Annotated in this window: 19 protein-coding genes; 16 read left to right on the top strand and 3 right to left on the bottom strand. The window is 71.0% G+C overall.

What is annotated here, in order from left to right:
- The first annotated feature begins 83 nt into the window (after positions 1-83).
- The 10 genes from IF188_RS02365 (at position 84) to IF188_RS02320 (ending at position 14,942) form a co-directional block, all read left to right on the top strand.
- Positions 84-1,472 carry a serine hydrolase domain-containing protein gene (locus IF188_RS02365; RefSeq protein ID WP_191170153.1) on the top strand — a complete coding sequence of 463 codons (1,389 nt, stop codon included), beginning with the start codon at positions 84-86 and terminating at the stop codon, positions 1,470-1,472.
- Positions 1,473-1,535: 63 nt separating this feature from the next.
- Positions 1,536-3,128: an ABC transporter substrate-binding protein gene (locus IF188_RS02360; RefSeq protein WP_191170152.1), complete on the top strand. Its 1,593-nt coding sequence runs from the start codon at positions 1,536-1,538 to the stop codon at positions 3,126-3,128.
- A 56-nt stretch (positions 3,129-3,184) separates the two neighbouring features.
- Positions 3,185-4,180 (top strand): ABC transporter permease, encoded by a 996-nt coding sequence (locus IF188_RS02355; protein WP_191170151.1) that lies wholly within the window; start codon positions 3,185-3,187, stop codon positions 4,178-4,180.
- 10 nt (positions 4,181-4,190) lie between these two features.
- Positions 4,191-6,080, top strand: a complete 1,890-nt coding sequence (locus IF188_RS02350) for a dipeptide/oligopeptide/nickel ABC transporter permease/ATP-binding protein (protein WP_318152726.1) — start codon at positions 4,191-4,193, stop codon at positions 6,078-6,080.
- The gene (locus tag IF188_RS02345) at positions 6,077-6,835 is read left to right on the top strand and encodes an ABC transporter ATP-binding protein (protein WP_191170149.1); all 759 of its coding nucleotides are present in this window, start codon (positions 6,077-6,079) and stop codon (positions 6,833-6,835) included. Before IF188_RS02350 ends, IF188_RS02345 begins: the two co-directional genes overlap by 4 nt.
- A 10-nt stretch (positions 6,836-6,845) precedes the next feature.
- The gene (locus IF188_RS02340) at positions 6,846-10,250 is read left to right on the top strand and encodes a serine hydrolase (RefSeq protein ID WP_191170148.1); all 3,405 of its coding nucleotides are present in this window, start codon (positions 6,846-6,848) and stop codon (positions 10,248-10,250) included.
- A complete protein-coding gene (locus IF188_RS02335) occupies positions 10,247-11,374 on the top strand; it encodes a M20 family metallopeptidase (RefSeq protein WP_191170147.1) in 1,128 nt (375 codons plus the stop codon). Before IF188_RS02340 ends, IF188_RS02335 begins: the two co-directional genes overlap by 4 nt.
- Positions 11,371-12,183, top strand: a complete 813-nt coding sequence (locus IF188_RS02330) for a GNAT family N-acetyltransferase (protein ID WP_191170146.1) — start codon at positions 11,371-11,373, stop codon at positions 12,181-12,183. The genes IF188_RS02335 and IF188_RS02330 overlap by 4 nt, the downstream gene beginning before the upstream one ends.
- Positions 12,180-13,286: an o-succinylbenzoate synthase gene (gene menC, locus IF188_RS02325; protein WP_191170145.1), complete on the top strand. Its 1,107-nt coding sequence runs from the start codon at positions 12,180-12,182 to the stop codon at positions 13,284-13,286. Before IF188_RS02330 ends, menC begins: the two co-directional genes overlap by 4 nt.
- An 18-nt stretch (positions 13,287-13,304) precedes the next feature.
- Positions 13,305-14,942, top strand: a complete 1,638-nt coding sequence (locus IF188_RS02320) for a PucR family transcriptional regulator (RefSeq protein WP_224751289.1) — start codon at positions 13,305-13,307, stop codon at positions 14,940-14,942.
- A gap of 16 nt (positions 14,943-14,958) precedes the next feature.
- Here the strand turns inward: IF188_RS02320 and IF188_RS02315 are convergent, their stop codons facing one another.
- Positions 14,959-16,047: an LLM class flavin-dependent oxidoreductase gene (locus tag IF188_RS02315; protein WP_396652725.1), complete on the bottom strand. Its 1,089-nt coding sequence runs from the start codon at positions 16,045-16,047 to the stop codon at positions 14,959-14,961.
- Between the two features lie 85 nt (positions 16,048-16,132).
- Positions 16,133-16,774, bottom strand: a complete 642-nt coding sequence (locus tag IF188_RS02310; protein WP_191170142.1) for an NADPH-dependent F420 reductase — start codon at positions 16,772-16,774, stop codon at positions 16,133-16,135.
- 116 nt (positions 16,775-16,890) lie between these two features.
- On the opposite strand from IF188_RS02310, the gene IF188_RS02305 reads away from it, so the two are divergent.
- Positions 16,891-17,877 (top strand): aldo/keto reductase, encoded by a 987-nt coding sequence (locus IF188_RS02305; protein WP_191170141.1) that lies wholly within the window; start codon positions 16,891-16,893, stop codon positions 17,875-17,877.
- A gap of 20 nt (positions 17,878-17,897) precedes the next feature.
- On the opposite strand, the gene IF188_RS02300 is transcribed toward IF188_RS02305, so the two are convergent.
- On the bottom strand, positions 17,898-19,253 hold the full coding sequence (locus tag IF188_RS02300) for a cryptochrome/photolyase family protein (RefSeq protein WP_191170140.1): 1,356 nt from the start codon (positions 19,251-19,253) through the stop codon (positions 17,898-17,900).
- A 114-nt stretch (positions 19,254-19,367) separates the two neighbouring features.
- On the opposite strand from IF188_RS02300, the gene IF188_RS02295 reads away from it, so the two are divergent.
- The 5 genes from IF188_RS02295 (at position 19,368) to IF188_RS02275 (ending at position 26,085) form a co-directional block, all read left to right on the top strand.
- Positions 19,368-20,375: a LacI family DNA-binding transcriptional regulator gene (locus IF188_RS02295; RefSeq protein ID WP_191170139.1), complete on the top strand. Its 1,008-nt coding sequence runs from the start codon at positions 19,368-19,370 to the stop codon at positions 20,373-20,375.
- A gap of 424 nt (positions 20,376-20,799) precedes the next feature.
- On the top strand, positions 20,800-22,545 hold the full coding sequence (locus IF188_RS02290; protein ID WP_191170138.1) for a glycoside hydrolase family 13 protein: 1,746 nt from the start codon (positions 20,800-20,802) through the stop codon (positions 22,543-22,545).
- A gap of 30 nt (positions 22,546-22,575) precedes the next feature.
- Entirely contained in the window at positions 22,576-23,949 is a 1,374-nt protein-coding gene (locus IF188_RS02285) for an ABC transporter substrate-binding protein (protein WP_191170137.1), read from the top strand.
- 184 nt (positions 23,950-24,133) lie between these two features.
- The gene (locus IF188_RS02280; protein WP_191170136.1) at positions 24,134-25,102 is read left to right on the top strand and encodes a carbohydrate ABC transporter permease; all 969 of its coding nucleotides are present in this window, start codon (positions 24,134-24,136) and stop codon (positions 25,100-25,102) included.
- Positions 25,099-26,085 (top strand): carbohydrate ABC transporter permease, encoded by a 987-nt coding sequence (locus IF188_RS02275; RefSeq protein WP_191170135.1) that lies wholly within the window; start codon positions 25,099-25,101, stop codon positions 26,083-26,085. Before IF188_RS02280 ends, IF188_RS02275 begins: the two co-directional genes overlap by 4 nt.
- Positions 26,086-26,103: the final 18 nt, after the last annotated feature.

Below are 26,103 nucleotides of genomic sequence, written 5' to 3'. Positions count from 1 at the left end.
GTTGTCCGATCCGATGAGCGGGGCGCACTCGATTTGTCGGATCAGACGAAAGGTCGCCGCCGAGCGCTCCTTATCGTATCCGCATGGACACCCGCGCTGACGTCTCCGCCTTCCTCGCCACCGAGTTCGCCCGACTGGTGAGCGATCATGGCGTCCCCGGCGCCTCGATCGCCGTCCTCATGGACGGCGAGGTGGTCGAGGCCGCCGCCGGGGTGCTGAGCACCGCGACCGGTGTCGAGGCCACCGTGGACTCCGTGTTCCAGATCGGCTCGATCACGAAGGTGTGGACGACCACGCTGGTCATGCAGCTCGTCGACGACGGGCTGCTCGACCTCGACGCCCCGATCCGCAGTTACCTCCCGGAGTTCCGCATCGCCGACGAGAGCGCGGCGGCCGCGATCACGACGCGTCAGCTGCTGAGCCACCGCGCCGGTTTCGAGGGCGATGTCTTCACCGACACCGGACGCGGCGATGACGCGATCGAGAAGTACCTCGCCACGCTCGGCGAGCTGCCGCAGGTCTTCACCCCGGGCGAGCTGTTCGCCTACAACAACGCCGGGTTCAGCGTGCTCGGGCGGCTCGTCGAGGTGCTGCGCGCGAAGCCGTGGTCGACGGTCCTCGTCGAGCACCTCGTGGCTCCCCTCGGGCTCACGCACGTCGCCCCCAGCGCCTACGAGGCGATCCTGTTCCGCGCCGCCGTCGGCCACATGGGTCCCGGCGAGGACGGCACCGAGACGCCCGCTCCCGTGTGGGCGCTCGCGAAGTCGAACGAGCCCGCCGGATCCATGCTCGCCATGACGCCGCGCGATCTGGTCGCCTTCGCGCAGATGCACCTCGCGGGCGGAGTCGCCGCAGACGGCACGCGCGTGCTGTCGGAGGCATCCGTCGCCGACATGCAGCGCACGCAGGTGAAGCTGCCGACGCTCACCGGCATGGGTGACGCGTGGGGCCTCGGCTGGGAGATCTTCGTGGAGGGAGGGCCGTCCGTCATCGGCCACGACGGCGGCACGATCGGTCAGTCGGCGTTCCTCCGGGTGATCCCCGAGGCGGGGCTCGCCGTGGCCATGCTGACCAACGGCGGCGACGTGATGGCGCTGTTCGACAGCACCGTGAAGAAGATCGTGAGCGAGGTCGCCGGTGTGGAGCTGCACGGATTCCGCAAGCCTCCGGCCGAACCCGAGCCGGTCGACGCGACGCCGTACCTCGGCTCGTACTCGAACTCGACCTTCGACATGACCGTCAGCCTCGACGACGACGGCAGGATCTGGCTGGACAGCAACCCCAAGGGGATCATGGCCGAGATGGGGCAGAAGCCCGAGCACGTCGAGCTCGTCGGGCTGAGCGAGGGCGCGCTGATCGCCGTCGAGCCGACCATGAAAGAGATGCACGTCATCTACGCCTTCCTGGGTGACGACGGCGCCGGCCGCAGCAAGTACATCCACTACGGACGCGCCATCGGCCGCGTCGACTGAACCACTCCTCCACAGCACGCGGCCACACCGCCGCACCATCCCCCGCATCAGGAATGAGATCGCATGCACTCCTTCACGAGGTCTGCCGTGGCCGTCGCCGTGACCGCCGTCGCCGTCGCCGCACTCGCCGGATGCTCCGGCGCAGGCGACGACGGCGGGGGGTCATCCGGCTATGTCGACGGCGGTACGTTCACCATCTCGATGGTCGCCGACCCCGGCGCCCTCGATCCGCAGGCATCCGCGGTGAGCACGCTGTTCCAGCTGTCGGCCTTCGCCTATGACCGGCTCGTGTCGATCGACCAGGACGGCAAGGTGCAGTCGCAGCTCGCGAGCGACTGGTCGATCGACGGCACGACGATCACGCTCACGCTCAACGACGGCATCACCTGCTCGGACGGCTCGGACTTCACGGCCGACACCGCAGTCGCGAACATCCTCTGGATCGCCGACCCCGAGAACCAGAGCCCGTTCCTCGGATCGTTCCTCGCTCCCGTCGCGAGCGCCGAGGCCGACGGCAGCACCATCACGATCGAGCTCGCCGCACCGGCGCCGTTCGCCCTGGAGGGCCTCGCGAACGTCCCCATGGTCTGCGCCGCTGGCCTCGACGACCGCGATCAGCTCACCGCAGCCACGCTCGGCACCGGGCCGTACGTCCTCACAGATGCCGTGCCCAACGACCACTACACCTACGAACTCAACGAGGACTACGCGTGGGGACCCGGCGGCGTCACCGCCGACCAGGAGGGGCTGCCCGCACAGATCGTCGCCCGCATCATCCCCAACGAGACCACAGCGGCGAATCTCGTGCTGTCCGGAGAGATCAACGCCGCCTCGATCGTGGGTCCCGACGCGGCGCGCCTGGAGGCCGCCGGTCTGTTCTCCCAAGGGCTTCCCGCCCTCGTCGGCGAGCAGTGGTACAACCAGAACGCCGGGCACGCCACCAGCGACCCCGCCGTCCGCATGGCGCTCACGCAGGCACTCGACCTCGCGGAACTGCAGAAGGTCGTCACGAGCAACGCCGGCGAGCCCGCGACGCGCCTGACGGTGCTCCCGCCGTCGACGTGCGACTACGACGCGGTCAGCGGCAACGTGCCCGTGTTCGACGTGGATGCCGCGAACGCGGCGCTCGACGAAGCGGGCTGGGTTCCCGGCGCCGACGGCATCCGCGAGAAGGACGGCGTGAAGCTCGAGCTGACGTTCCTCTACGCGAACACCCTCGGCACCGGCGGTACCTCGGCGGCGGAGCTCGCGACCCAGCAATGGGAGGAGATCGGCGTGAAGGCCACGCCGACCCAGAACGACTCGACGACCCTCACCGGCACGATCTTCGGCAGCGGTGCGTGGGATGTCGCGTGGGTGCCGCTGAACGTCAGCAACCCCGACCAGGTGGTCGGCTTCGTCTCGGGAGCATCGGCACCCGACGGCACGAACTTCGCAGGCATCCACAACGCCGACTACGAGGCGGGAGTCGCCACGGCGATGGGAATGGTCGGGGCGGAGGGCTGCGACACGTGGAAGGAAGCCGAGACGGCGCTGTTCACGGCCGCCGACGTGGTCCCCTTCGCCAACAACGTCGTCAAGACCTATGCCAAGGGCGCCGAGTTCACCATGCTCGACCAGATCGTGCCGACCAGCATCCGGCTGATCGCCGGCTGACCCGCACCTCCCAGTGAGCAGCGCCGGGCGACCGGCGTGAGAAGGAACACGCACTCATGACTTCAGCAGCCGCCCTGTCCACGGGAACGGAGCGCCGAGCCCGCGACCATCGCTGGCCCCGGTTCATCGCCCGCAGGACCGGGCGGCTGCTGGTGTCGCTGTGGGTCCTGGTGACCGCGGCGTTCCTGATGATCCACCTCATCCCGGGCGACCCCGTGCGCGCCGCGCTCGGCCCGACCGCGTCGGCCGAACTCGTCGCGGCCAAGCGTGCGTCACTCGGGCTGGACGATCCGCTGATCGTGCAGTACTTCGACTACCTCAAGGGCGTGCTCACGGGCGACTTCGGCACGTCGATCCAGACCGGGCTCCCGGTCGCGCAGACGATCGCCCAGCGCCTGCCGGCGACGCTCAGCCTCGCGGTGCTCGCGTTCGTCTTCGCCGTCATCGTGTCGGTCCCGGTCGGCGTCGCGATCGCCGTGGCGACCCGGCGGGGCCGTGGCCGCAAGCTCGAACTCGGCTTCGCGTCGGGCAGCATCTTCCTCTCGGCGATCCCCGACTTCCTGCTGGGCGTCGCGCTCGTGTCGGTGTTCGGCGTCGCGCTCGGCTGGCTGCCGATCGCCGGCCGCAGCGGCCCCGAGTCGTACATCCTCCCCGTGATCGCGCTCGCGCTCGGACCGGCCGCCGTTCTCGCGCGCATCGTGCGGGTCGAGATGCTCGCCGTGCTCGGCGCGGACTTCGTGCGCACCGCGCGCGCCAAGCGGCTGCCGGCGTGGCGCGTCTACCTCAGCCATGCGCTGCCCAACGCGGTGACCGCGACACTGACCCTCGCAGGACTCCTGCTCAGCTCGCTCGTGGTGGGCACCGTGCTCGTCGAGAACGTGTTCGCGTGGCCCGGCCTCGGCTCGACGATCGTCAGCTCCATACAGACCAAGGACTACCCGATGGCTCAGGCGACGGTGCTCGTCTACGGCGCGGGCGTGCTGATCATCAACACGATCGTCGACGCGACCCTCGCGATCCTCGATCCTCGTACGACCGTGGCGGACAGCTGACGTGGGCGCCGTGAGCCGAACCCTCCGCACGCCGCTCGGCGCGGCGGCCGCGATCCTGCTCGCGATCGTCCTGCTGACCGCGATCCTCGCGCCGATCCTGTGGGGCGAGCAGGCCGCCGCCGTCGACACCGACGACATCCTGGCGGGCCCGTCGCCGGAGCATCCCATCGGCACCGACGGACTGGGGCGCGACCTGCTGCTGCGCGTTCTCGTGGCGACGCGGCTCTCGGTCGTCCTCGCGCTCGTCGCCACCCTCGTCGCGGTGTCGGTCGGACTTGTCCTCGGCGTCGCACCACTGCTGCTGGGCCGTGCCGGCAAGCCGATCACCTGGCTCGTCGGCATCGCGGTCGCCTTCCCCGCACTGCTGCTCGCCCTGTTCTTCGCCGTGATCTTCGGGACGGGGTGGCTGGGGGCGACCCTCGCGATCGGACTCGCCGGTGCCCCGAGCTTCGCGCGGCTGTGCCACACGCTCGTCGCGGGAGTCGCCTCGCGGGACTTCGTGGCGGCCGCGCGGGTGGGCGGCATCGGCCGCTTCCGCGTGCTCTTCCGGCACATCCTCCCGAACATCGGCGAGCCGCTCATCGTCAACGCGACGATCGGCGCGGGCGGCGCGCTGCTCGCCTTCGCGGGCCTGTCGTTCCTGGGGCTGGGCATCCAGCCGCCGGAGTACGACTGGGGCCGTCTGATGATGGAGGGCCTGTCGGGCATCTACCTCAACCCGCTCGCGGCGCTCGCACCCGGGATCGCGGTCGTGATCGCCGGCCTCGCGTTCAACCTCGTCGGCGAGGCGGCGGCACGCGCGCTCGGTGTCGAAGCCACCGGCATCGTGGCCCGGCTGGCGTCGGTGCAACCGCGACGGGCGGCGGGGGCATCCGGTCCCGCACCCGTCGACGAGGTCCTCGCGGTGCGCGACCTCACCGTGACGTTCCCCGGGGTGCACGGGCCGGTGCAGCCCGTTCGCGGGGTGGCGTTCTCGCTCCGGAGCGGAGAGGTCGTCGGCATCGTCGGGGAGTCCGGTTCGGGAAAGTCGCTCACGGCACTCTCGATCGCGCAGCTGGTGGAGGAGCCGGGGGTCGTGGATGCCGGGACGCTGCGCTTCGTCGGCGCCGACCTGCTGGAAGGCGATCCCGCCGATCACCGCCGTCTGCTCGGCACGTCCCTGGCGATGGTGTTCCAGGACCCGATGACGAGCTTCAACCCGACCAAGCGGGTCGGGGCGCAGCTGGCCGAGGTCTCGTCGCAGCACCACGGGCTGACCCGGCGTCAGGCGCGTGACCGCGCCGTCGACCGGCTCAGTGCCGTCCGCATCGCCGAGCCCGACCGGCGGGCGCGGCAGTACCCGCACGAGTTCTCCGGCGGCATGCGCCAGCGCGCCATGATCGGCATGGGCCTGATGGGCAACCCGCGGCTCGTCATCGCGGACGAGCCCACGACGGCGCTCGACGTGACGGTGCAGCAGCAGGTGCTCAACCTGCTGAAGTCGATCAGGGACGAGGATGACGTCGCCATCCTGCTGATCAGCCACGACGTCTCCGTCGTCGCCGAGATCTGCGACCGCGTGCTGGTGATGTACGCGGGACGGATCGTGGAGGACCTTCCGGCATCGCAACTGGCACGGGCGCGGCATCCGTACACGCGGGCGCTGCTCGCGGCAGTCCCCGACATGCACACCGACATCTCCCAGCCGCTCGCGACCGTCCCCGGCCGGCCGGTGGATCCGGCGGACGTGCCCACGGGGTGCGCCTTCGCGGCCCGATGCCCCCTCGCCGACGCGCACTGCGAGAAGGTCGACCCCGAGCTGGTGACGACCGCCACGGGAGACCGCGTGGCGTGCTGGCACGCCGACGAGCCGCTCGCGGCGCTGGCCACCGCGCGCGACGTCGAGGAGGTCGTCGCGTGAGCGAGCTGCGCTTCGAGAATGTGACAGTCCGCTTCGGGTCCGGCCGCAACGGCATGACCGCGGTGGACGGGGTGAGCCTCACTGTGCCCGACGGCGAGGTTGTCGGACTTGTGGGCGAGTCGGGTTCCGGCAAGTCCACCATTGCCCGGGCGGCGGTCGGGCTCGTTCCTGTGCATGACGGGCGCATCCTCATCGACGGCGAGGCCGTCGATGTGCGACATGGCCGCCGCCCGCTTCAGATGGTCTTCCAAGACCCCTACTCGTCGCTGGACCCGCGCATGACGATCGGCGAGAGCGTGGCCGAGATCCTGCCGCACCGTCTGGCGCGGTCCGCGCGCCGTGACGAGGTGGCGCGGCTGCTCGACCTGGTGCACATCGACCCGGGGCGGGCGGGGGCGTACCCCGCGCAGCTGTCGGGCGGCCAGCGCCAGCGCGTCGCGATCGCGCGAGCCCTTGCGGGCCGGCCGGATGTGCTCATCGCCGACGAGATCACGTCGGCCCTCGACGTCTCGATCCAGGGAGCGATCCTCAACCTCGTGCGGGAGCTGCAGGCCGAGCTCGGCCTGTCGATGCTCTTCATCTCGCACAACCTCGCCGTGGTGCGTTACGTCGCCTCGCGGGTGGCCGTCATGCACGGCGGCCGCATCGTCGAGGAGGGGCCGACCGCCGACGTGCTCGCCGCCCCGCAGGACCCCTACACGCGTGAACTCCTGGCCGCCATCCCCGGCCGCATCCCATCCGTCCCGACACCCTGAGGAGCAACCCATGACCCGCAGACTGCGCATCGACGACCTGCTCGAGATCACCGTCCCGAGCCAGCCGGCACTGTCGCCTGACGGCTCCCGCATCGCCTACGTGCTGGGCGGCGTCGACGGCGATGCCGATCGCGCGACGAGTTCGCTGTGGATCGCGGAGTCGGATGCCGCCGCCCGCCGCCTCACGCGGGGCACGGCCGATTCCGCACCGGTGTTCTCGCCCGACGGGCAGACGCTCGCGTTCCTGCGCGACGGCCAGCTGTGGACCCTGCCGATCGCGGGCGGCGAAGCCGACCAGCGCACCAGCCTCGCGCTCGGGGCGGGTGCAGCGGTGTGGAGCCCGGACGGCGCGAAGATCGCGTTCTCGGCGCCCGTCGACCTCGAGGCGAGCGACGGCGAGTCCGCCGATGACCGCTCGAAGCGCGCGGGCGCGCCGATCGTCGCCGACGGCATCGGGTACCAGGCCGACGGCACCGGGTACCTGCGCGGTGCGCGCATGCAGGTGCACGTGCTCGACGTCGCCAGCGGCGAGACCCGGCAGCTCACCTCGGCCGACGCGCATGCCACCAGTCCCTCGTGGTCTCCGGACGGCACGCGCATCGCCTTCGCGGCGAAGCCGGCGGGTATCGACGACCTGACCTACCGCTCGGCGGTGCACGTGATCGATCCCGGCGACCCTGCGGCGGCGGCCCGGGTCGTCGCCTTCGCCGACGGCGCCGCCGCGACGGTCGCCTACGCACCCGACGGCGAACGGCTCGTCGTGGTCGGCTGGGCGGGGGATCCGTCCGGCATCGCACGGCTCTACTCGGTGTCGCTCGCCACCGGCGCGGCGACCGAGCTCGCCGGCGCGCTCGACCGCAACGTCATGCCGGGGGCCCCGGCGTACCCGGGTGGGCTGCCGCAGGTCTCGGCGGCGGGAGAGGTCATCTTCGCGGTGCGCGACCGCGGCTGCTCCCACCTCTATGCGGTGCCGCTGGACGGCGGTGAGCCGCGGCTGGTGCTCGGCGGCGAGGGACGGGTCGTCTCGGGGCTGTCGGTGCAGGGCGGCGTCGCAGCGGTCGGGCTCGGGACGCCGACGTCGTTCGGCCAGATCGTGCGTGTCGACCTGGCGTCGGGCGACGAGACCGTCGTGTCGGAGCAGGGCGCGGTTCCGGGCGGCGTCGAGCTGTTCGTCCGCGAGTCGCGTGAGTTCCTCATCGGCGACGGCACCACCGTGCAGGGCTGGCTGCTGCGCGACCCCGAGGCATCCGGTCCGACTCCGCTGCTGGTCGACGTGCACGGCGGACCGCACAATGCGTGGAACGGCGCGGTCGACGACATGCACCTGTACCACCAGGAGCTCGTCGCGCGCGGTTGGAGCGTGCTCATGATCAATCCGCGCGGAAGCGACGGCTACGGCGAGGAGTTCTTCACCGCGGTCGACGGCGGCTGGGGCGAGGCCGATGCGAACGACTTCCTCGAGCCGATCGACCGGCTCGTCGCGGACGGGATCGCCGACCCGCGGCGTCTGGCGATCGCCGGCTACAGCTACGGCGGGTTCATGACCTGCTACCTCACGAGCCGCGACGACCGCTTCGCGGCCGCGGTCACCGGCGGCGTGGTCAGCGACCTCACGAGCATGGGCGGGACGAGTGACGAAGCACACCTGCTCAACGTGTTCGAGGTCGGCGCCATGCCCTGGCGAGCGGCCGACCGTGAGCGCCTCGCGGCGATGTCGCCGTACGCGCAGGTCGAGCGGGTGAGCACGCCGACACTCGTGCTGCACGGCGGCGACGACGTGCGGTGCCCGATCGGCCAGGCCGAGCAGTGGCACTACGCGCTGCGCGAGAGCGGCGTTCCCACGCGCCTGGTCATCTACCCGGGCGGCAGCCACATCTTCCCGATCCTCGGCACGCCCAGTCACCGCCTGGACTACAACCGGCGCATCGTCGACTGGGTCGAGCAGTACGCGGGGGATGCCGCCGGCGCCCGCCCGGCCGCGATCGACGTCGCGCACTGGCAGCGCCGGCTCGGTGCGCTCGCGAAGCTGCACAAGGTGCCCGGTGCCCAGCTCGGCATCCTGCGGGTGGGCGACCGGCGCGACGACGAGATCGTGACCGCCTCGCACGGAACCCTCAACCGCAACATCTCGACGGGTGCGCCGGTGACGAAGGACTCGATCTTTCAGATCGGCTCCATCTCGAAGGTGTGGACGGCGACCGTCGTCATGCGCCTCATCGAGCGCGGCGAGCTGTCGCTCGACACGAAGGTGAAGGACGTCGTGCCCGAGCTCGAGCTGATCGACGACGAGCTGACCGGCGGCGTCACGATCTGGCACCTGCTCACCCACACGAGCGGCATCGACGGCGACGTGTTCACCGACACGGGCAGGGGCGACGACGCGCTGGAGAAGTACACGGCCGAGCTGAGGACCGCGGGGCAGAATCACCCGCTCGGCGCGACGTGGTCGTACTGCAACTCCGGCTTCTCGTTGCTGGGCCGGGTGATCGAGAAGATCACCGGCAAGACGTGGGATGCCGCCATGGCGGAGCTGCTCTTCCAGCCGCTCGGGCTCACGCACACGGTCACACTGCCCGACGACGCCATCCGGTACGCCGCCGCCGTCGGGCACGTCGACGTCGCCGGCGAGCAGGTGGTCACGCCGGCATGGGGGCTGATGCGCTCAGTCGGCCCGGCCGGGCTCATCACCGCGCGCGCCGAGGACGTGCTCGCGTTCGCGCGGCTGCACGTGGCGGGCGGCGTCACCGCCGACGGCACCCGGCTGCTGTCGGAGGACGCTGTCGGGCTGATGCAGGCGTTCCAGGCCGAGGTGCCCGACAAGCACGTGCTCGGCGACTCGTGGGGCCTGGGCTGGATCCGCTTCGACTGGAACGGCGAGCGCCTGTACGGACACGACGGCAACACGATCGGGCAGGCCGCGTTCCTGCGCATCCATGGTCCGTCGGGCCTGGCGGTGACGCTCCTGACCAACGGAGGCAACACGCGGGACCTGTACGAGTCGCTGTACCGCGAGATCTTCGCCGAGCTCGCGGGCATCGACATGAAGGCTCCGGTGGCCGTGCCCGATGAGCCGGTCGAGGTCGACATCGCCCCGTTCGTCGGCACGTACGAGCGCGCGTCCGTCCGCATGGAGGTCCTGAACGGCGACGACGGACCGATCCTGCGCTCGACGGTGCTCGGACCCCTCGCCGAGCTCGAGCCGAACCCGACCGAGGAGCTGCCGATGGTCGCGCTCGGCGACAGGCTGTTCGCGGTGCGGGCGCCCGGCACCCAGACCTGGATCACGGTGACGTTCTACGCGCTCCCGACCGGCGAGGAGTACGTGCACTTCGGCGCGCGCGCGACCCCGAAGGTATCGGATGCCGTCAGCACGTCGCCGATCGAGGACGAAGAGAAGGTCGCAGTGCCGGCATGACGACCGTGTCCGTCGGAGTCGACACCATCGTCGACTCCATCCGCGCGCTCGTCGAGTGCGAGTCGCCGTCGTCCGACCTCGCCGCCGTGGCCCGCTCCGCAGACGTCGTCGCTGCGCTCGGCGAGCGGGCACTGGGGGTCGCACCCGAGCGCATCGTGCTCGACGGGGTGACCCATCTGCGCTGGCGGTTCGGTGCGGCGACGCGGGTCGTCGTGCTGGCCCACCACGACACCGTGTGGCCGCTGGGCACGATCGAACGGCTGCCGTTCGTCGTCTCGGACGGGATGCTGCGGGGGCCCGGATGCTTCGACATGAAGGCCGGGCTCGCGATGGCCGTGCACGCGATCGCGTCGCTGACCGATCGCGACGGTGTGACCCTGCTGGTCACGGGCGACGAGGAGGTCGGCTCGCCGAGCTCCTGCGCCCTCATCGAAGACACCGCCCGAGGAGCGCGCGCCGCGCTCGTGCTCGAGGCCTCCGCCGACGGCGGGGCCCTCAAGCTCGAGCGCAAGGGCGTCTCGCTCTACGAGGTGGTGGTGGACGGGCTCGCCGCGCATGCGGGACTGGAGCCTGAGAAGGGCGTGAACGCCACCGTGGAGCTTGCCCACGAGGTGCTGGCGGTGGCCGCGCTCGCGGACCCCGCGATCGGCACGTCGGTGACCCCGACCGTCGCGGGGTCCGGTTCCACCACGAACACCGTCCCGGCGCGCGGCTCCGTCGCGGTCGACGTCCGGGCACGCACCGCGGCCGAGCAGGAACGGGTCGATGCGGCGCTGCGCGCCCTCGCCCCCGTCACCCCAGGCGCCCGGGTGCGGGTGCGAGGCGGCGTAAACCGGCCGCCGCTGGAGGCCGCGGCATCCGCAGAGCTGTTCGCCCGCGCGCAGGTGCTCGCCGCCGCACTCGGCCTCGAGCCGCTGAGCGGGGTGTCGGTGGGCGGGGCGAGCGACGGCAACTACACCGCGGGCATCGGGGTGCCGACGCTGGACGGTCTCGGCGCAGTCGGCGGCGGAGCGCATGCCGAGCATGAGCACGTGCTGATCGACGAGCTCGAGCCGCGCACGCGGCTGGTCGCCGCGCTCGTCGCGGATCTCGTCGCGAACGCGTCGGGGGAGGAGGACGCATGACCGAGGTCGTGTTCGCACGCGATGCCGCGGCGACGGCGGTGTCGGCAGCCGAGGAGGTCGCCGCTCGCGCCGGCGTGGAGGTCCGCGAGGTCGCCGGCCTCGAGGAGGAGGCGGCGGTGATCGAGCTGCTGTCGCGCATCTGGGGCCGCAGCGCCGACAACCCGCCGGTCCCGCCGGAGCTGCTGCGGGCGTTCGCGAAGTCGGGCAACTACATCTCGGGAGCCTTCGACGGCAGCGAGCTGGTGGGGGCGGCCGTCGCGTTCCACTCCACTCCCGACCGTCATTCGCTGCACAGCCACATCGCGGGCGTCGCCGCGTCGCACGTCGGGCGCGCCGTCGGCTTCGCGATCAAGCTGCACCAGCGCGGCTGGGCGCTCGCGCGGGGCATTGAGGCGGTGGAGTGGACTTTCGATCCCCTCGTTGCGCGCAACGCGTACTTCAACATCGCGAAGCTGCGTGCTCGTCCGACCGAGTACCTCGCCAACTTCTACGGCCCGATGACGGACGCGATCAACGGCGGCGACGACACCGATCGGCTGCTGGTGCGCTGGGACCTGCTCGACGCGGACGTCGAGGCCGCGGCATCCGCTCATCCGCTCGTCGTCGACGCCACGGCGCCCGACATCGTCACCGTGGCGGTGCCGGCCGACATCGAGAGGCTGCGCCGCACCGATCCCGCGCGGGCGGGGGAGTGGCGTCGGGATGTGCGTGACCGGCTCGCCCGGCTGCTGGACGGCGGCGGACGCATCGTCGGCTTCGACCGTGCAGAGGGGTACATCGTGAGAAGGGGACAGGGAAACGCCCGATGAACATCGAGGGGTTCGAGCTCAGGCGCGTCGCCATGCCGCTGGTCTCGCCGTTCCGCACGTCGTTCGGAACGCAGACGGCGCGCGACATCCTGCTGGTGAAGGTCGTGACGGATGCCGCGACCGGCTGGGGCGAATGCGTGACGCTGCTCGATCCGGTGTACTCCCCGGAGTACACCGAGGGGGCCGTCGACGCGATGAAGCGCTGGCTCATCCCGGCGCTCGCCTCGGCGCAAGTGCGCGATGCGAACGCCGTCGGCGAAGCGCTCAAGAAGTTCAAGGGTCACCGGATGGCCAAGGCCGCGCTCGAGATGGCGGTGCTCGATGCCGAACTGCGCACCGAGGGCCGCTCGTTCGCGCGTGAGCTGGGATCGGTGCGCGACCGTGTGCCCTGCGGAGTGTCGGTGGGCATCATGGAGTCGATCCCGCAGCTGCTCGACGCGGTCGGCGGCTATCTCGACGCGGGGTACGTGCGCATCAAGCTGAAGATCGAGCCCGGCTGGGACGTCGAGCCCGTACGACAGGTGCGCGAGCGCTTCGGCGACGACGTGCAGCTGCAGGTCGACGCCAACACCGCCTACACGCTCCGGGATGCCCGCCACCTCGCCAAGCTCGACGCCTTCGATCTGCTGCTGATCGAGCAGCCGCTCGAAGAGGAGGATGTGCTCGGCCACGCCGACCTCGCGAAGATCGTGCAGACCCCGATCTGCCTCGACGAGTCGATCACCTCGGCCCAGACCGCCGCCGCCGCGATCCGGCTCGGCGCGACCTCGGTCATCAACATCAAGCCCGGCCGTGTCGGCGGGTACCTCGAGGCGAGGCGCATCCACGACCTCGCGGTCGCCCACGGCATCCCGGTGTGGTGCGGTGGAATGGTCGAGTCCGGCATCGGGCGGGCGGCGAACGTCGCGCTCGCCTCGCTGCCGGGGTTCACGCTGCCCGGCGACGTGTCGGCGAGCGACCGGTTCTACGCGACCGACATCACGGCACCGTTCGTGATGCGCGACGGCCACCTCGACGTGCCGCAGGGGCCGGGCCTGGGCCTCGAGCCCATCCCCGAGGTGCTGGACGAGCTCACCACCTCGATCGAGTGGGTGGCCCTGTAGGGGGTTATGCTCCCGACCATGAGCCCGAGGCCACGATCGAATCTCGGTCGCATCCTCGACGACCTGGGCGTGACGCTCCTCGAGCCGCTGCACGGGGACGTCGACGCCTCCGTCGATGTCGGCGGGGTCGTGATCCACGATCCGATCGACGAACCCGTCTACCCCGAGCGGGCGCTGGTGCTGGGGATCGGCCTGGTCTCGGCCGCCGACGTCGAGCAGGTCGTGACGGAGGTCGGGGCGCGCGATGCGGCCGCACTCGTGGTGCGCTCGGGCATCGAGCTCACCGACGCCGCGCTCGCCGCGGCCGATGCGTCCGGCGTCATGCTCCTCGGGCTGGCGCGCGGTGCCACCTGGAGCCAGCTGGCCGCGCTGCTGCGTTCGCTGCTCGCCGAGGGGGACGTCGGGCAGGCCGAGCACGAGTCGCTGGGCGGCCTGCCCTCGGGCGACCTGTTCGCCGTGGCCAACGCGATCGCCGCACTCCTCGACGCGCCGGTCACGATCGAGGATCGCTCGTCGGTCGTGCTGGCGTTCTCGGGCCGGCAGGAGGAGGCGGATGCCTCGCGGGCCGAGACGATCATCGGCCGCCGGGTGCCCGACCGGTTCGCCCGTGTGCTCACCGAGCGCGGGGTCTTCCGCGATCTGTACCGCTACGACCGTCCGGTCGTCGTGGATCCGTTCGCGATCGGCGAGGAGGGGCTCACGACGCAGCGGGTCGCGATCGGCGTGCGGGCGGGCGACGAGGTGCTCGGATCCGTGTGGGCGGCGATGGACGGTCCCCTCACCCCGGAGCGCACCGCAGCCCTGCGCGACTCGGCGAAGCTGGTGGCGCTGCACCTGCTGCGTGTGCGCGCCGGCGCGGACGTGCAGCGGCGCCTGTCGACCGAGCTCGTCGCGACGGCGCTCGAAGGCGGTGCGGGGGCGCGGGGCGCCCTGCGCCGGCTCGGCCTCGCCGGACAGCAGGTGGTCGTGCTCGGCGTGGCGCTGATCCCGCCCGGCGGTGAGCGCCCACCACGGTCCGATCAGCTCATGGTCGGCGAGCGGCAGCGGCTCGCCGACGCGTTCGCCGTGCACCTGTCGGCCGTGCGGGCAGGCTCGGCCGCCGCGCTGGTCGGCGACGTCGTCTACGGCATCCTTCCCGCGACGGACGACGAGGCGGGCGCCGAGGAGCGCGCGGCCCGTGTCGCCCGGGACTTCCTCGATCGTGTCGGGGCGCGGATGCCGGCGCTCGTCGCCGTCGGCTCGCCCGCGCGCGAGCTCACCGGCGTCGCGATGTCACGCGCGATCGTCGACCGGGTGCTGCGGGTGCTGCGCGAAGGGCATGCGGGCGGGCGCGTCGCGCGTCTGGCGGACGTGCAGACCGAGTCGCTCCTCATCGAGCTGCGCGACATCGTGAGCGCGCGCGGCGAGCAGCCCGTCGGTCCCGTCGCGCGCCTTCGCCACTACGACGCCGAGCACGGGACCAGTCTGCTGCCCACGCTCGCGGCGTGGCTCGACGGCTTCGGCGACGTCTCGAACGCCGCCGCCGCGATGTTCGTGCATCCGAACACGTTCCGCTACCGGCTCCGCCGCGCCGTGGCGGTCTCGGGCCTGGATCTCGACGATCCCGAGGCGCGATTCGCCGCGATGCTCCAGTTGCGGATGGCGCCCGGGCACTGACCCCGACGCCGCCCCCTCAGCCGACGAGCTCCTCCGCCAGCAGCTCGAGGGTCTGCAGGCGACCGGGAGCGGCATCCATCGGCTCGTTCTCGTACGATCCGGCGATCGGCGAGATCATCACCTCGTCCACGCCGTGCTGCGCGGCGAAGGAGCGCAGCTCGGATGCCACGGCCTCGGCCGTCCCGACGAACCACTTCGATCGCGCCGACGCCATGAACGTGTCGCCGAGTCCGGCGAACTCGGCCGCATTCGCGAGCGAGTGCTCGACCGTCTCGAGCGCGACCAGCGGCTTGTTCATGCGCAGGCGAGCGGTCATGCGCAGGTTCGGGAGGGCGCGCGCCTCGGCCTCTTCAGGTGTGGGCGCGACCAGCACGTTCGCGGTGAGGAAGGTGCGCGGCGCAGAGAGCGTCTCGGACGGCACGAACGACGACCGGTACAGGTCGAGCGCGCGCTCCAGGCCCTCGCCTGAGAAGTGGTTGGCGAAGACGTACGGAAGGCCCAGAGAGGCTGCCAGCTGCGCCGAGTAGTCACTCGAACCGAGCAGCCAGACCTCGGGTGTCGTCGTCGCCGCGGGCGTCGCGTGCACATCGTAGGTGCCGCCCGAGGTGAAGCGCAGGGACGCCCCGTCGGGCGCGACGAGCGAGATGATGTCGCGCACGTGGTCGGGGAACCGCTCGACGTCGCTCGTGGTGCCGCTCTGGCGGAGGAGCTGGGTGATGACGGGGTCCGATCCGGGAGCGCGGCCGAGGCCCAGGTCGATGCGTCCGGGAGCGAGCGCCTCCAGCGCCGCGAACTGCTCGGCGACGACCAGCGGCGAGTGGTTCGGCAGCATCACGCCGCCCGACCCGAGCCGGATGTGCGACGTCCTGGCCGCGGCGGCCGCCGCCAGCACGGGAGGCGTGGTCGAGGCCACGGCGGGCATGTTGTGATGCTCGGCGAACCAGTACCTGCGGTAGCCCAGCCGATCCGCCGCATCGGCGAGCGAGAGGGATGCCGCGACCGCCTGCGCGCTCGTCTGCCCGGTGCGAACCGGAACCAGGTCGAGAACCGACAGTGCGAGAGTCGAGGGGGTGGCCGGGGAGGGGGCTGCAGTGCTCATCGTCATCTGCAACCTCCCGCCCCGGCATCCGCATTCCGGATCGTGCCGGAATCCGTCGGCGGCCGCGCGCACGGCGGCCGCCGGCGCCGAGTCAGGGCAGGCGGTTCGCCTTCGCGAGGTTGGCGCGCAGCTCGTCCGCGTTCTGACGGGTGACGTAGGCGGGGCGGTCGCGCTCCAGGCGCCACGACTCGCTGAGCGGCCCGGCGCTGACGGTGTCGTAACCGAGAGCGTCGTAGATGCCGGTGATCAGCTCGACCGCGTCGTCGTGGTCGCTCGCGGTGCCGAGCGCGCGCCGGTCGGCGCTGCCCGCCGGGAGCCCGGTCGTGTTGATGTCGGACGCGAGGATCTGGTTGAACCCCTTCACGACCTTCGAGGTCGGCAGGTGATCCTGCACAAGCTGCGACGTCGTGGTCTCGCCGCGGTCGAGCGCCTCGATGTGGCCGTCGCGCTCGAAGTAGTAGTTGTTGGTGTCGATCACGAACTTGCCCGCGAGCGGCTCGACCGGAACGTCCTTCAGCGCCTTCAGCGGAACCGTCACGACCGCGATGTCGGCGGCCGCGGCGGCATCGGCGGCGGAGGCCGCGGTGACCTTCGGGCCGAGCCCGGCGACCACGTCCGTCAGCGTCTCGGGGCCGCGCGAGTTCGCGATCACCACGTCGTAGCCGAGTTCCGAGAAGGCGCGGGCGAGCGCGCTGCCGATGTGTCCTGCACCGATGATTCCGATTGTCGTCATGACGTGGCGCAACCACGGGGCGCGGCATCCCATTCCGACACCGCGACGGAAGGACAGGCGGGAAACGTTTTCGCGATTCGGCCCGCCACCGTGCGACCCCGTGTGACGATGTCCGCATGGACTACACCCACCTCGGACGAACCGGCACCTCCGTCTCGCGGATCGTGCTCGGGACGATGAACTTCGGCGACCGCACCTCGGAGGAGGACTCGTTCGCCATCCTCGACCGCGCGCTGGAGCTCGGCATCAACTTCATCGACACCGCCAACGGCTACGGCGGCGCGGGCGGCCGCGGCGCCACCGAAGAGATCATCGGCCGCTGGTTCGCCGCCCGGCCGGGCGTGCGCGACGACGTCGTGCTGGCCACCAAGGTCCACTCGCCGATGGTCGATCCGACGCCCGACGGCGATGTCGTCAACGCCCGGGGCGCCTCGGCCTGGCAGGTGCGCCGTGAGGCGATCGGGTCGCTGCGGCGCCTGCAGACCGACCGCATCGACCTGTACCAGTTCCACCACATCGACCGGCACATCTCGTGGCAGGAGCTGTGGCAGTCGATGGAGGTGCTCGTCACGAAGGGCGAGGTCGTCTATGCGGGCAGCTCGAACTTCGCGGCGTGGAACATCGCGCAGGCCAACGAGATCGCCGCGCAGCGCCACTTCCTCGGCCTGGTGAGCGAGCAGTCGCTGTACAACCTCACGCAGCGCTCGATCGAGCTCGAGGTGATCCCGGCGGCGCAGAACTACGGTCTCGGGATCCTGCCGTGGTCGCCGCTGGCGGGCGGCCTGCTCAGCGGGGGATCCTCGGATGCCTCGGCCCGGTCCGGATCCGAGCGCATCATGTCGCAGCGGGAGCAGCGCCGTGACCAGATCGCCGCGTACGAGGCGTTCGCGCAGGAGCGTGGATGGACGCCGTCGGCGCTGGGACTGGCATGGCTGCTGCACCAGCCCGGCGTCACCGGCCCGATCATCGGACCGCGCACCGTGGCGCAGCTCGAGTCGGCGGTGTCGGCGCTCGACATCCGGCTGAGCACCGAGGACCTCACCGCCCTCGACGAGCTGTTCCCGGGCCCCGGCGGCCAGGCTCCCGAGGCCTACGCCTGGTGAAGCCCGGGCGGGCCGCGCGTTCAAGAGCGCGCGGCCCGCTTGACGTGCTCGTACGCCGCGAGCGCCGCCGCGCGGGTCTCGCCGAGATCGACGAGAGGCTCGGGCCCGTCGTCGCTCAGGGATGCGGGAGCCCATTCGCGCACGTAGTGCCCGTCCGCGTCGAACTTCTTCGCCTGCACCTGCGGGTTGAAGATCCGGAAGTACGGTGCGGCGTCCGCGCCGGAGCCTGCGACCCACTGCCAGTTGAACGGGTTGTTCGCCTCATCGGCGTCGACGAGGGTGTCCCAGAACCACTCCTCGCCGCGTCGCCAGTCGATGAGCAGGTTCTTGACGAGGAAGGATGCCGCCACCATCCGCACCCGGTTGTGCATGTAGCCGGTGGCCCAGAGCTCGTTCATGCCGGCGTCGACGAGCGGGACGCCGGTGCGCCCCTGCTGCCAGGCCTCGAGGTGCGCGCGCTTCAGCCGCGGCCACGGGAACGTGTCGAACTCGGACCGCAGGTTCTTCGTCGCGAGCTCCGGAAAGTGGAACAGCGTGTGCCACGCGAATTCGCGCCATCCGAGCTCCGACAGGAAGCGCCCGCCGTGACCGGCCTCGACGGTCTCGTGCCACACGGTGAACGGGCTCACCTCACCCCACCGCAGGCGGGGTGACAGCAGCGACGTCGCGCCCGCGGCAGGCTCGTCGCGCGCCCGGTCGTACGCGGCGAGGTCGTCCTCGAGGAATTCGCGCAGCCGCCGCCGTGCGGCGGGCTCGCCGGGCTCCCACGTGTCGCGCAGCCCGCCTGCCCAGTCCGGATGCCGCGGGAGCAGCTCCCAGTCCTCGAGGGAAGCGGATGCCACACCACCGCGCAGCCCGTCGACCTCTCGCGGCTCCGGCAGAGGTGCGCGCGGCGAAGGCAGGGCGAGGCACGCGCGCCAGAACGGCGTGAACACCGAGAAGTGGGTTCCGGCGCCGGTCTTCACCGTCCACGGCTCGAACAGCAGCGAGCCGGTGAACGAGGCGACGTCCACGCCCTCCTCACGCAGACCCGTCTTCAGTACGGTGTCGATCTCGCGCTCGGGGCCGCCGTAGCGCCGGTTCCAGAAGACGGCGCCGGCGGAGGCATCCACCGCCAGCTCCCGGACGATCCGCTCGGCGGGTCCACGCCGCAGGACGAGAGTCGCCCCGCGCTCGCGCAGCCGATCGCCGAGCGAGGCGAGGGAATGGTGCAGCCACCACCGCGCAGCGCCGCCGAGCGCGCGGACCCCCGGCGACTCCTCATCGAGGACGTAGAGCGCGACGATCGGCTCGCCGCGATCGATCGCCGCGCGCAGTGCGGGGTTGTCGGCGAGACGCAGATCATCGCGGAACCACACGATCGACGGTCGGACCATGACCCCATCCTGCCGTCCGCGTGCCGGGCGGGGCTTGGGCGGCAGCCGGCGAGCTCGCCGACGCCGCTTGCAGCCACTTGCGCGATCCTGCAATTTCTTGCGTACACTGAGCGCATGTCGAAGCGTCTCGCCGAAGTGGCGCGCAAGGTGGGTGTCAGCGAGGCCACCGTCAGCCGCGTGCTCAACGACAAGCCCGGCGTCTCGGACGCCACGCGCCAGGCCGTGCTCACCGCGCTCGACGTGCTCGGCTACGAGCGGCCCACCAAGCTGCGCGGCGAACGCGCGCGGCTGGTCGGACTCGTGCTGCCCGAACTGCAGAACCCGATCTTCCCCGCGCTCGCCGAGATCATCGGCGGCGGGCTCACCCAGAACGGCTACACGCCGCTGCTGTGCACGCAGAACGCCGGCGGCATCACCGAATCCGACTACGTCGACCTCCTGCTGCAGCAGCAGGTGTCGGGCGTGATCTTCCTCGGCGGCAACTACAGCCAGGCCGACGCCGCGCACGAGCACTACGAGCGCATCCGCCAGGTGAACCTGCCGACCGTGCTCGTGAACGCCCGCATCAGCGCGCTCGACTTCGCGACGGTGTCGACCGACGACGCCGCGGCTGCCGAGCAGGCCATCCAGCACCTGCACCAGCTGGGCCACCGCCGCATCGGCATGCTGCTGGGGCCGCTGGACCACATCCCCTCGCAGCGCAAGCTCGCGGCGGCCCGCCGCCTGCTGGAGCGACTGGGCTCGCCGCTGGACGAAGGACTCGTGGTGCGCGGCCTGTACTCGCTGGAATCGGGCCAGGCCGGGGCATCCCGTCTCTTCGCCGCCGGCGCGACAGCCGTCGTGTGCGCGAGCGACCCGCTCGCCCTCGGCGCCGTGCGCGCCGCCCGCCGGGCGGGCCTGAGCGTGCCCGACGACGTCAGCGTGGTCGGGTACGACGACTCGTTCCTGATGAGCTGCACCGAGCCGCCGCTGACGACGGTGCGCCAGCCGATCGAATCGATGGGTCGCACCGTGATCGACCTGCTGCTGTCGCAGATCGCCGGCACCACGGAGGCGGGTGACGAGCTGCTGTTCGAGCCCGAGCTCGTCCTGCGCGCCTCGACGGGCCCCGCCGCCCGCTGACCCCGCCGCCCGCTGACCCCGCCGCCCGCTGACCCCGCCGCCCGCTGACCCCGCCGCCCGCGCCGTCGCCGTGCCCGATCTCATCCGCGGCTTCGTCCCGTCGCGTCCTCGCCCGCGCCGCACCCGCGCCGAGCCTCCCGACGCTTCCATGCTCCGCAGTCACCTTCTGCGCGCCCGTCCCGTCCGCAGCAGCAGAAGCTGACTGCGGAGCAAGGGGGAGGAGCTGCTCCGCAGTCACCTTCTGCGCGCCCGCTGTGCCCGCCGCAACAGAACCTGACTGCGGAGCCGAAGGGGTGGACACGGGGCGACGCCCCGGCGGAGTTGCACATCGTGATCTTGCGTGGATCTGTCAAAGAGTTGCGTTAACCGATCCGGCGTCGTACATTCTCTCCAACGAGACTTTCAACGACGAACGAGGAGTTCTGTGGACACCGAGGTCCTGACGCACGGCGCACGTGTCGTGCCCGCCGGCGACGATCCGCTGTGGTGGCGGTCGGCCGTCATCTACCAGGTCTACGTGCGCAGCTTCGCGGACGGCAACGGCGACGGCACGGGCGATCTCGCCGGCGTGCGCGCCCACCTCGGCTACCTGAAGGACCTCGGCGTCGATGCGATCTGGTTCAACCCCTGGTACCCGAGCCCGCTGGCCGATGGCGGCTACGACGTGCGGGACTACCGCGACATCGACCCCCGCTTCGGCACCCTCGAAGAGGCCGAGCTGCTGATCCAGGAGGCGCTGGCCCTCGGCATCCGCACCATCATCGACGTCGTCCCCAACCACATCTCGGACCAGCACCCGTGGTTCCAGGCGGCGCTGGCCGCCGGCCCCGGCAGCCCCGAGCGCGAGCGGTTCTGGTTCCACCCCGGCAAGGGCCCGAACGGCGACGAGATCCCGACGCATTGGGTTTCGAGCTTCCAGGGCGAGACGTGGACGCGCACGACGAACCCCGACGGCACGCCGGGGGAGTGGTACCTGCACATGTTCACCCCCGAGCAGCCCGACCTCAACTGGAACCACCCCGACGTGCGCCGCGAGCACGAGGACATCCTGCGCTTCTGGTTCGACCGCGGTGTCGCAGGCGTGCGCATCGACTCGGCGGCCCTGCTCGTCAAGGACCCCGAGCTGCCCGAGGTCGGCGAGAAGCAGGGCGCCGGCCAGCACCCCACCGAGGACCGCGACGAGCTGCACGACGTCTACCGCTCGTGGCGCGCGATCGCCGACTCGTACCCCGGCACCCGCGTGCTGGTCGGCGAGATCTGGGTGCCCGACATCGTGCGGTTCACCAACTACCTGCGCCCCGATGAGATGCACACCGCCTTCAACTTCGACTTCCTGGCGCGGCCGTGGGGGGCGGCATCCTTCCGCGAATCGATCTCGTCGACGCTCGAGGCGCACGCCCCGGTGGGCGCCCCCAGCACCTGGGTGCTGAGCAACCACGACGTCACCCGCCCGGTCACGCGGTACGGGCGGGAAGACACGGCGTTCGCGTTCCTCAAGAAGCGCTTCGGCGTGCCGACCGACCCCGAGCTCGGTCTGCACCGCGCCCGCGCGGCGGCCCTGCTGGTCGCAGCGCTGCCCGGCAGCCTATACATCTACCAGGGCGACGAGCTCGGCCTGCCCGAGGTCGAGGACCTGCCGCTGCACCTCATCGAGGACCCGATGCACTTCCGCTCCGGCGGAACGGACCCGGGGAGGGATGGATGCCGGGTGCCGCTGCCGTGGGCCGGCGACCGGGCTCCGTTCGGGTTCAGCCCCGACGGTGCAGAGACCTGGCTGCCGCAGCCGGAGGCCTGGGCGGCGCTGACCGTCGCCGCGCAGCAGGCGGATCCGGCGTCGACGCTCAATCTGTACCGCGACGCGCTGCGGCTGCGCCGTCAGCTGCCCGAGCTCGGCGACGGCCCGCTCGAGTGGTGGGACGACGTGCCCGGTCTCGCGGGACGCACCGGCCACGGCGCCGACGTCCTCGCCTTCCGTCGCGGCGACCGCTTCGCATGCCTCGTCAACACCGGCGAGGACCCGGTCGCCCTGCCCGCAGGCGCGAGCGTGCTCCTGTCGAGCTCGCCGCTCGAGGACGGCGCCCTGCCGGGCGACGCCGCCGTCTGGCTGCGCCTGCGACCCGAGTCCCACACCACCAACACCACCCCCGGGACGCCCGCGCCGAGAGGCTGACGCGGAACGCCCCACACGAAAGGAAAGACGATGAAGTCACCAGCAAGGGTCCTGCTCGCCGGTGTCGCCACCGTGGCGACCGTCGGCGCGCTCGTCGGCTGCTCGGCGGCCGCCGACGGCGGCGACAGCAGCGACGGCAAGGTCGAGCTGCGCGTCGCGACGTTCCCTCCGGGAGCGGATGCGGCGGCGTATGAGGCCTTCGCCACCCAGGAGAAGCAGTTCGAGAAGGAGCACCCGAACATCGACATCATCGGTGTCGAGTACGAGTGGGAGGGGCCGACGTTCGCCGTGCAGCTCGCCGGCGGCAGCCTTCCCGACGTGTTCACGGTGCCGTTCACCGACTCCAAGACGCTGCTCGAGAACGGTCAGCTCATGGATGTCACGGCCGAGATGAAGGACCTGGGCTACCAGGACAGCTTCAACCCGATCATCCTCGACGGCGTGACCGGCGACGACGGCAAGATCTACGGCTTCCCGCGCCAGGCCTACGCGATGGGCCTGCACTACAACCGCGACCTGTTCGAGCAGGCGGGCCTGGACCCCGACCAGCCGCCGACGACGTGGGACGAGGTCCGCGAGTACGCGAAGAAGATCCATGACGCGACCGGCAAGGCCGGCTACGCGCAGATGGCGATCAACAACACCGGTGGCTGGCAGCTGACCGCGCAGACCGTCGCGCGAGGCGGTCGCACCCAGACCGACAACCAGGACGGCACCGCCACCTCGACGATCGACAATGACGCCACCAAGGCGACGCTGCAGTTCCTGCACGACCTGAAGTGGGAGGACGACTCGTTCGGCTCGAAGGTCGACCTCGACTGGGGCACGATCAACCAGGAGTTCGCGGCCGGCAACATCGGCATGTACACCTCGGGGTCCGACGTGTACACCGCGCTGGTGCGTGACTTCGGCCTCGACCCCGACGTCTACGGCCTCGGTGTCGTGCCGATCGAGGGCGACGACCCGGGCACGCTCGGCGGCGGCGACATCGCCGTCATCAGCCCCACCGTCGACGACCCCACCAAGGAGGCCGCCGTCGAGTGGATCGACTGGTACTACATGCAGAAGCTGATGGACGAGGACGCCGCCGTGCAGGACGCCAAGGCGCTCGCGGACTCCGACCAGGCCGTCGGCACCCCGGTGCTGCCCGTGCTCAGCCGTGAGCTGTACGAGGAGTCCCTCACCTGGATCGAGCCGTACATCAACGTGCCGCGCGACCAGATGAAGCCGTTCACCGACAACATCTGGGACCAGACGCCCGTCGGCGAGGCCAAGAAGTCGACGCAGGAGGTCTACGCTCTGCTCGACACCGTCGTCCAGACGGTGCTGACCGATCAGAACGCCGACATCGACGCGCTGCTCGCCCAGGCCCAGACCGACGCCCAGGCTCTGCTCGACGAGTAACAGCGAGTGGAGGATGCCGCACCTCGGCGCTTCTCGAAGCCCCGGGGTGCGGCATCCCGACGCGTTCCGTCTCCCGACCCCCGCTCGTTGAGCGACACTTCGACTCGCTGGCGCTCGCTCAATGCAGGTCTCCGCGAGACGAAACGCCCCGCACGACGAACACCCTTCACCGCAAAGGCCGATGATGACCATGACACAGGAGCGCCCGGCGGCCGCCGCGGCCACTCCGCCGCCCGCCCCGCCGGCGAAGCGCAAGACCCGTCGCACCCCGCTCACCTGGTACCGCGGCGGGGGCCTCGCGAACCTGCTGTTCGTGCTGCCGATGGTGTTCGTGTTCTTCTTCTTCTCGTGGTCGCCGATCGTCCAGTCGGTGATCATGAGCCTGCAGAAGACCAACCTGCTCGTCTCTGAGTGGGTCGGCTTCGACAACTACATCGCGGTGCTGAGCGACCCGCAGCTCGGGCGCGCGGTCGTCAACACGATCTACTTCGCGGTGCTGGCGCTGCTGTTCGGCTTTCCGCTGCCGCTGTTCATGGCGGTGCTGATGAGCGAGGTGCGCCGCGGCAAGGGGCTGTACTCGGCCCTCGCCTACCTGCCCGTCGTGATCCCGCCGGTCGTGGCGGTGCTGCTGTGGAAGTTCTTCTACGACTCGTCGCCGAACGGCGTCTTCAACACGGCGCTGGGGTGGTTCGGGATCCCGCCGCAGCCCTGGCTGTCGTCGGCCGCGCAGGCCATGCCCTCGCTCGTGCTCGAGGCGACGTGGGCTGCCGCGGGCGGGTCCATCATCATCTACCTGGCGGCCCTGCTGTCGGTGCCGCCGGAGCTGGACGACGCCGCCGAGGTCGACGGTGCCGGCATCTGGCGCAAGGTGTGGCACGTCACGCTGCCGCAGCTGCGCGGCATCCTCTTCATCATGCTGATCCTGCAGGTCATCGCGACCGCGCAGGTGTTCCTCGAGCCGTTCCTGTTCACCGGCGGCGGGCCGGCGGGGGCGACGAAGACGATCCTGCTGTACATCTACGACAAGGCGTTCCGCAACAGTCTGGGCGGCGACTACGGCGAGGCCACCGCGGTGTCGGTGCTGCTCGCGATCGTGCTCGCCATCCTGTCCTGGCTGTACTTCAAGCTCACGAACCGCTGGAGCACCTCATGACCACGACGATCACCAACGCCGAGCGCCGCGAAGGCATGAGGGGCCTGTTGTCGCGCCGGGGGTCCGGCGGGGGCCGCAAGCGCGACTCCCTCGACGATCTGGCCGAGCGCACCATCGTCTCGGCGTCCGAGCGCCGCCGCCCCGGCACCCGGTTCGGCATGTCGGTGACGCACGTCTTCCTGTTCGTCACGCTCGCGATCGCCGGCCTCGGCCCGATCCTGTGGCTCGCGAAGTCGGCGGTGACGCCCTCGCAGGACACCATCCAGCAGCCCTTCGCGCTCTGGCCCAACGGCATCGACTGGGCGAACCTGTCGACGGCGTGGAACGACATCCACATCGACCAGTACTTCTGGAACACCATCGTGATCGCGGCCGGCGCCTGGTTCGCGCAGCTGTTCATCGCGACGACCGGCGGCTACGCGCTGTCGGTGCTGCGCCCCAGGTACGCGCCCGTGCTCAACGCGCTGGTGCTGGCGACGCTGTTCATCCCGGGCATCGTGCTGCTGGTGCCGCTGTACCTGACGATCGTGTCGCCGCCGTTCCTCGGTCGCGATGCGAGCATGCTCAACAGCTACCTCGCGGTGTGGCTGCCGATGGCGGCGAACGCGTTCAACATCCTGCTCGTCAAGCGGTTCTTCGACAATCTGCCGCGCGAGGTCTTCGAAGCCGCGAAGACCGACGGCGCCGGACCGTTCCGCCTGTTCTGGTCGATCGTGCTGCCGATGTCGAAGCCGATCCTCGGCGTGGTGTCGGTGTTCGCGATCATCGCCGCGTGGAAGGACTACCTCTGGCCGATGCTGGTGCTGCCCGATCCGCGCGTGCAGCCGCTGTCGGTGCGGCTTCCCGCCGTGGCGAGCCAGACCGAGCTCGACGTGTTCCTCGCGGCGCTCGCGATCGCGACCCTCATCCCCATTGCGATGTTCCTGCTGTTCCAGTCCGTGTTCCTGCGCTCGGCCGGACTCGGCGGCGCGGTCAAGGGCTGACGAACCTCGGAAGGAGTG

The organism is Microbacterium helvum (assembly GCF_014779795.1).
In the GTDB taxonomy this organism is placed as follows: domain Bacteria; phylum Actinomycetota; class Actinomycetes; order Actinomycetales; family Microbacteriaceae; genus Microbacterium; species Microbacterium helvum.
This window is presented reverse-complemented; position numbering and strand designations above follow the sequence as displayed.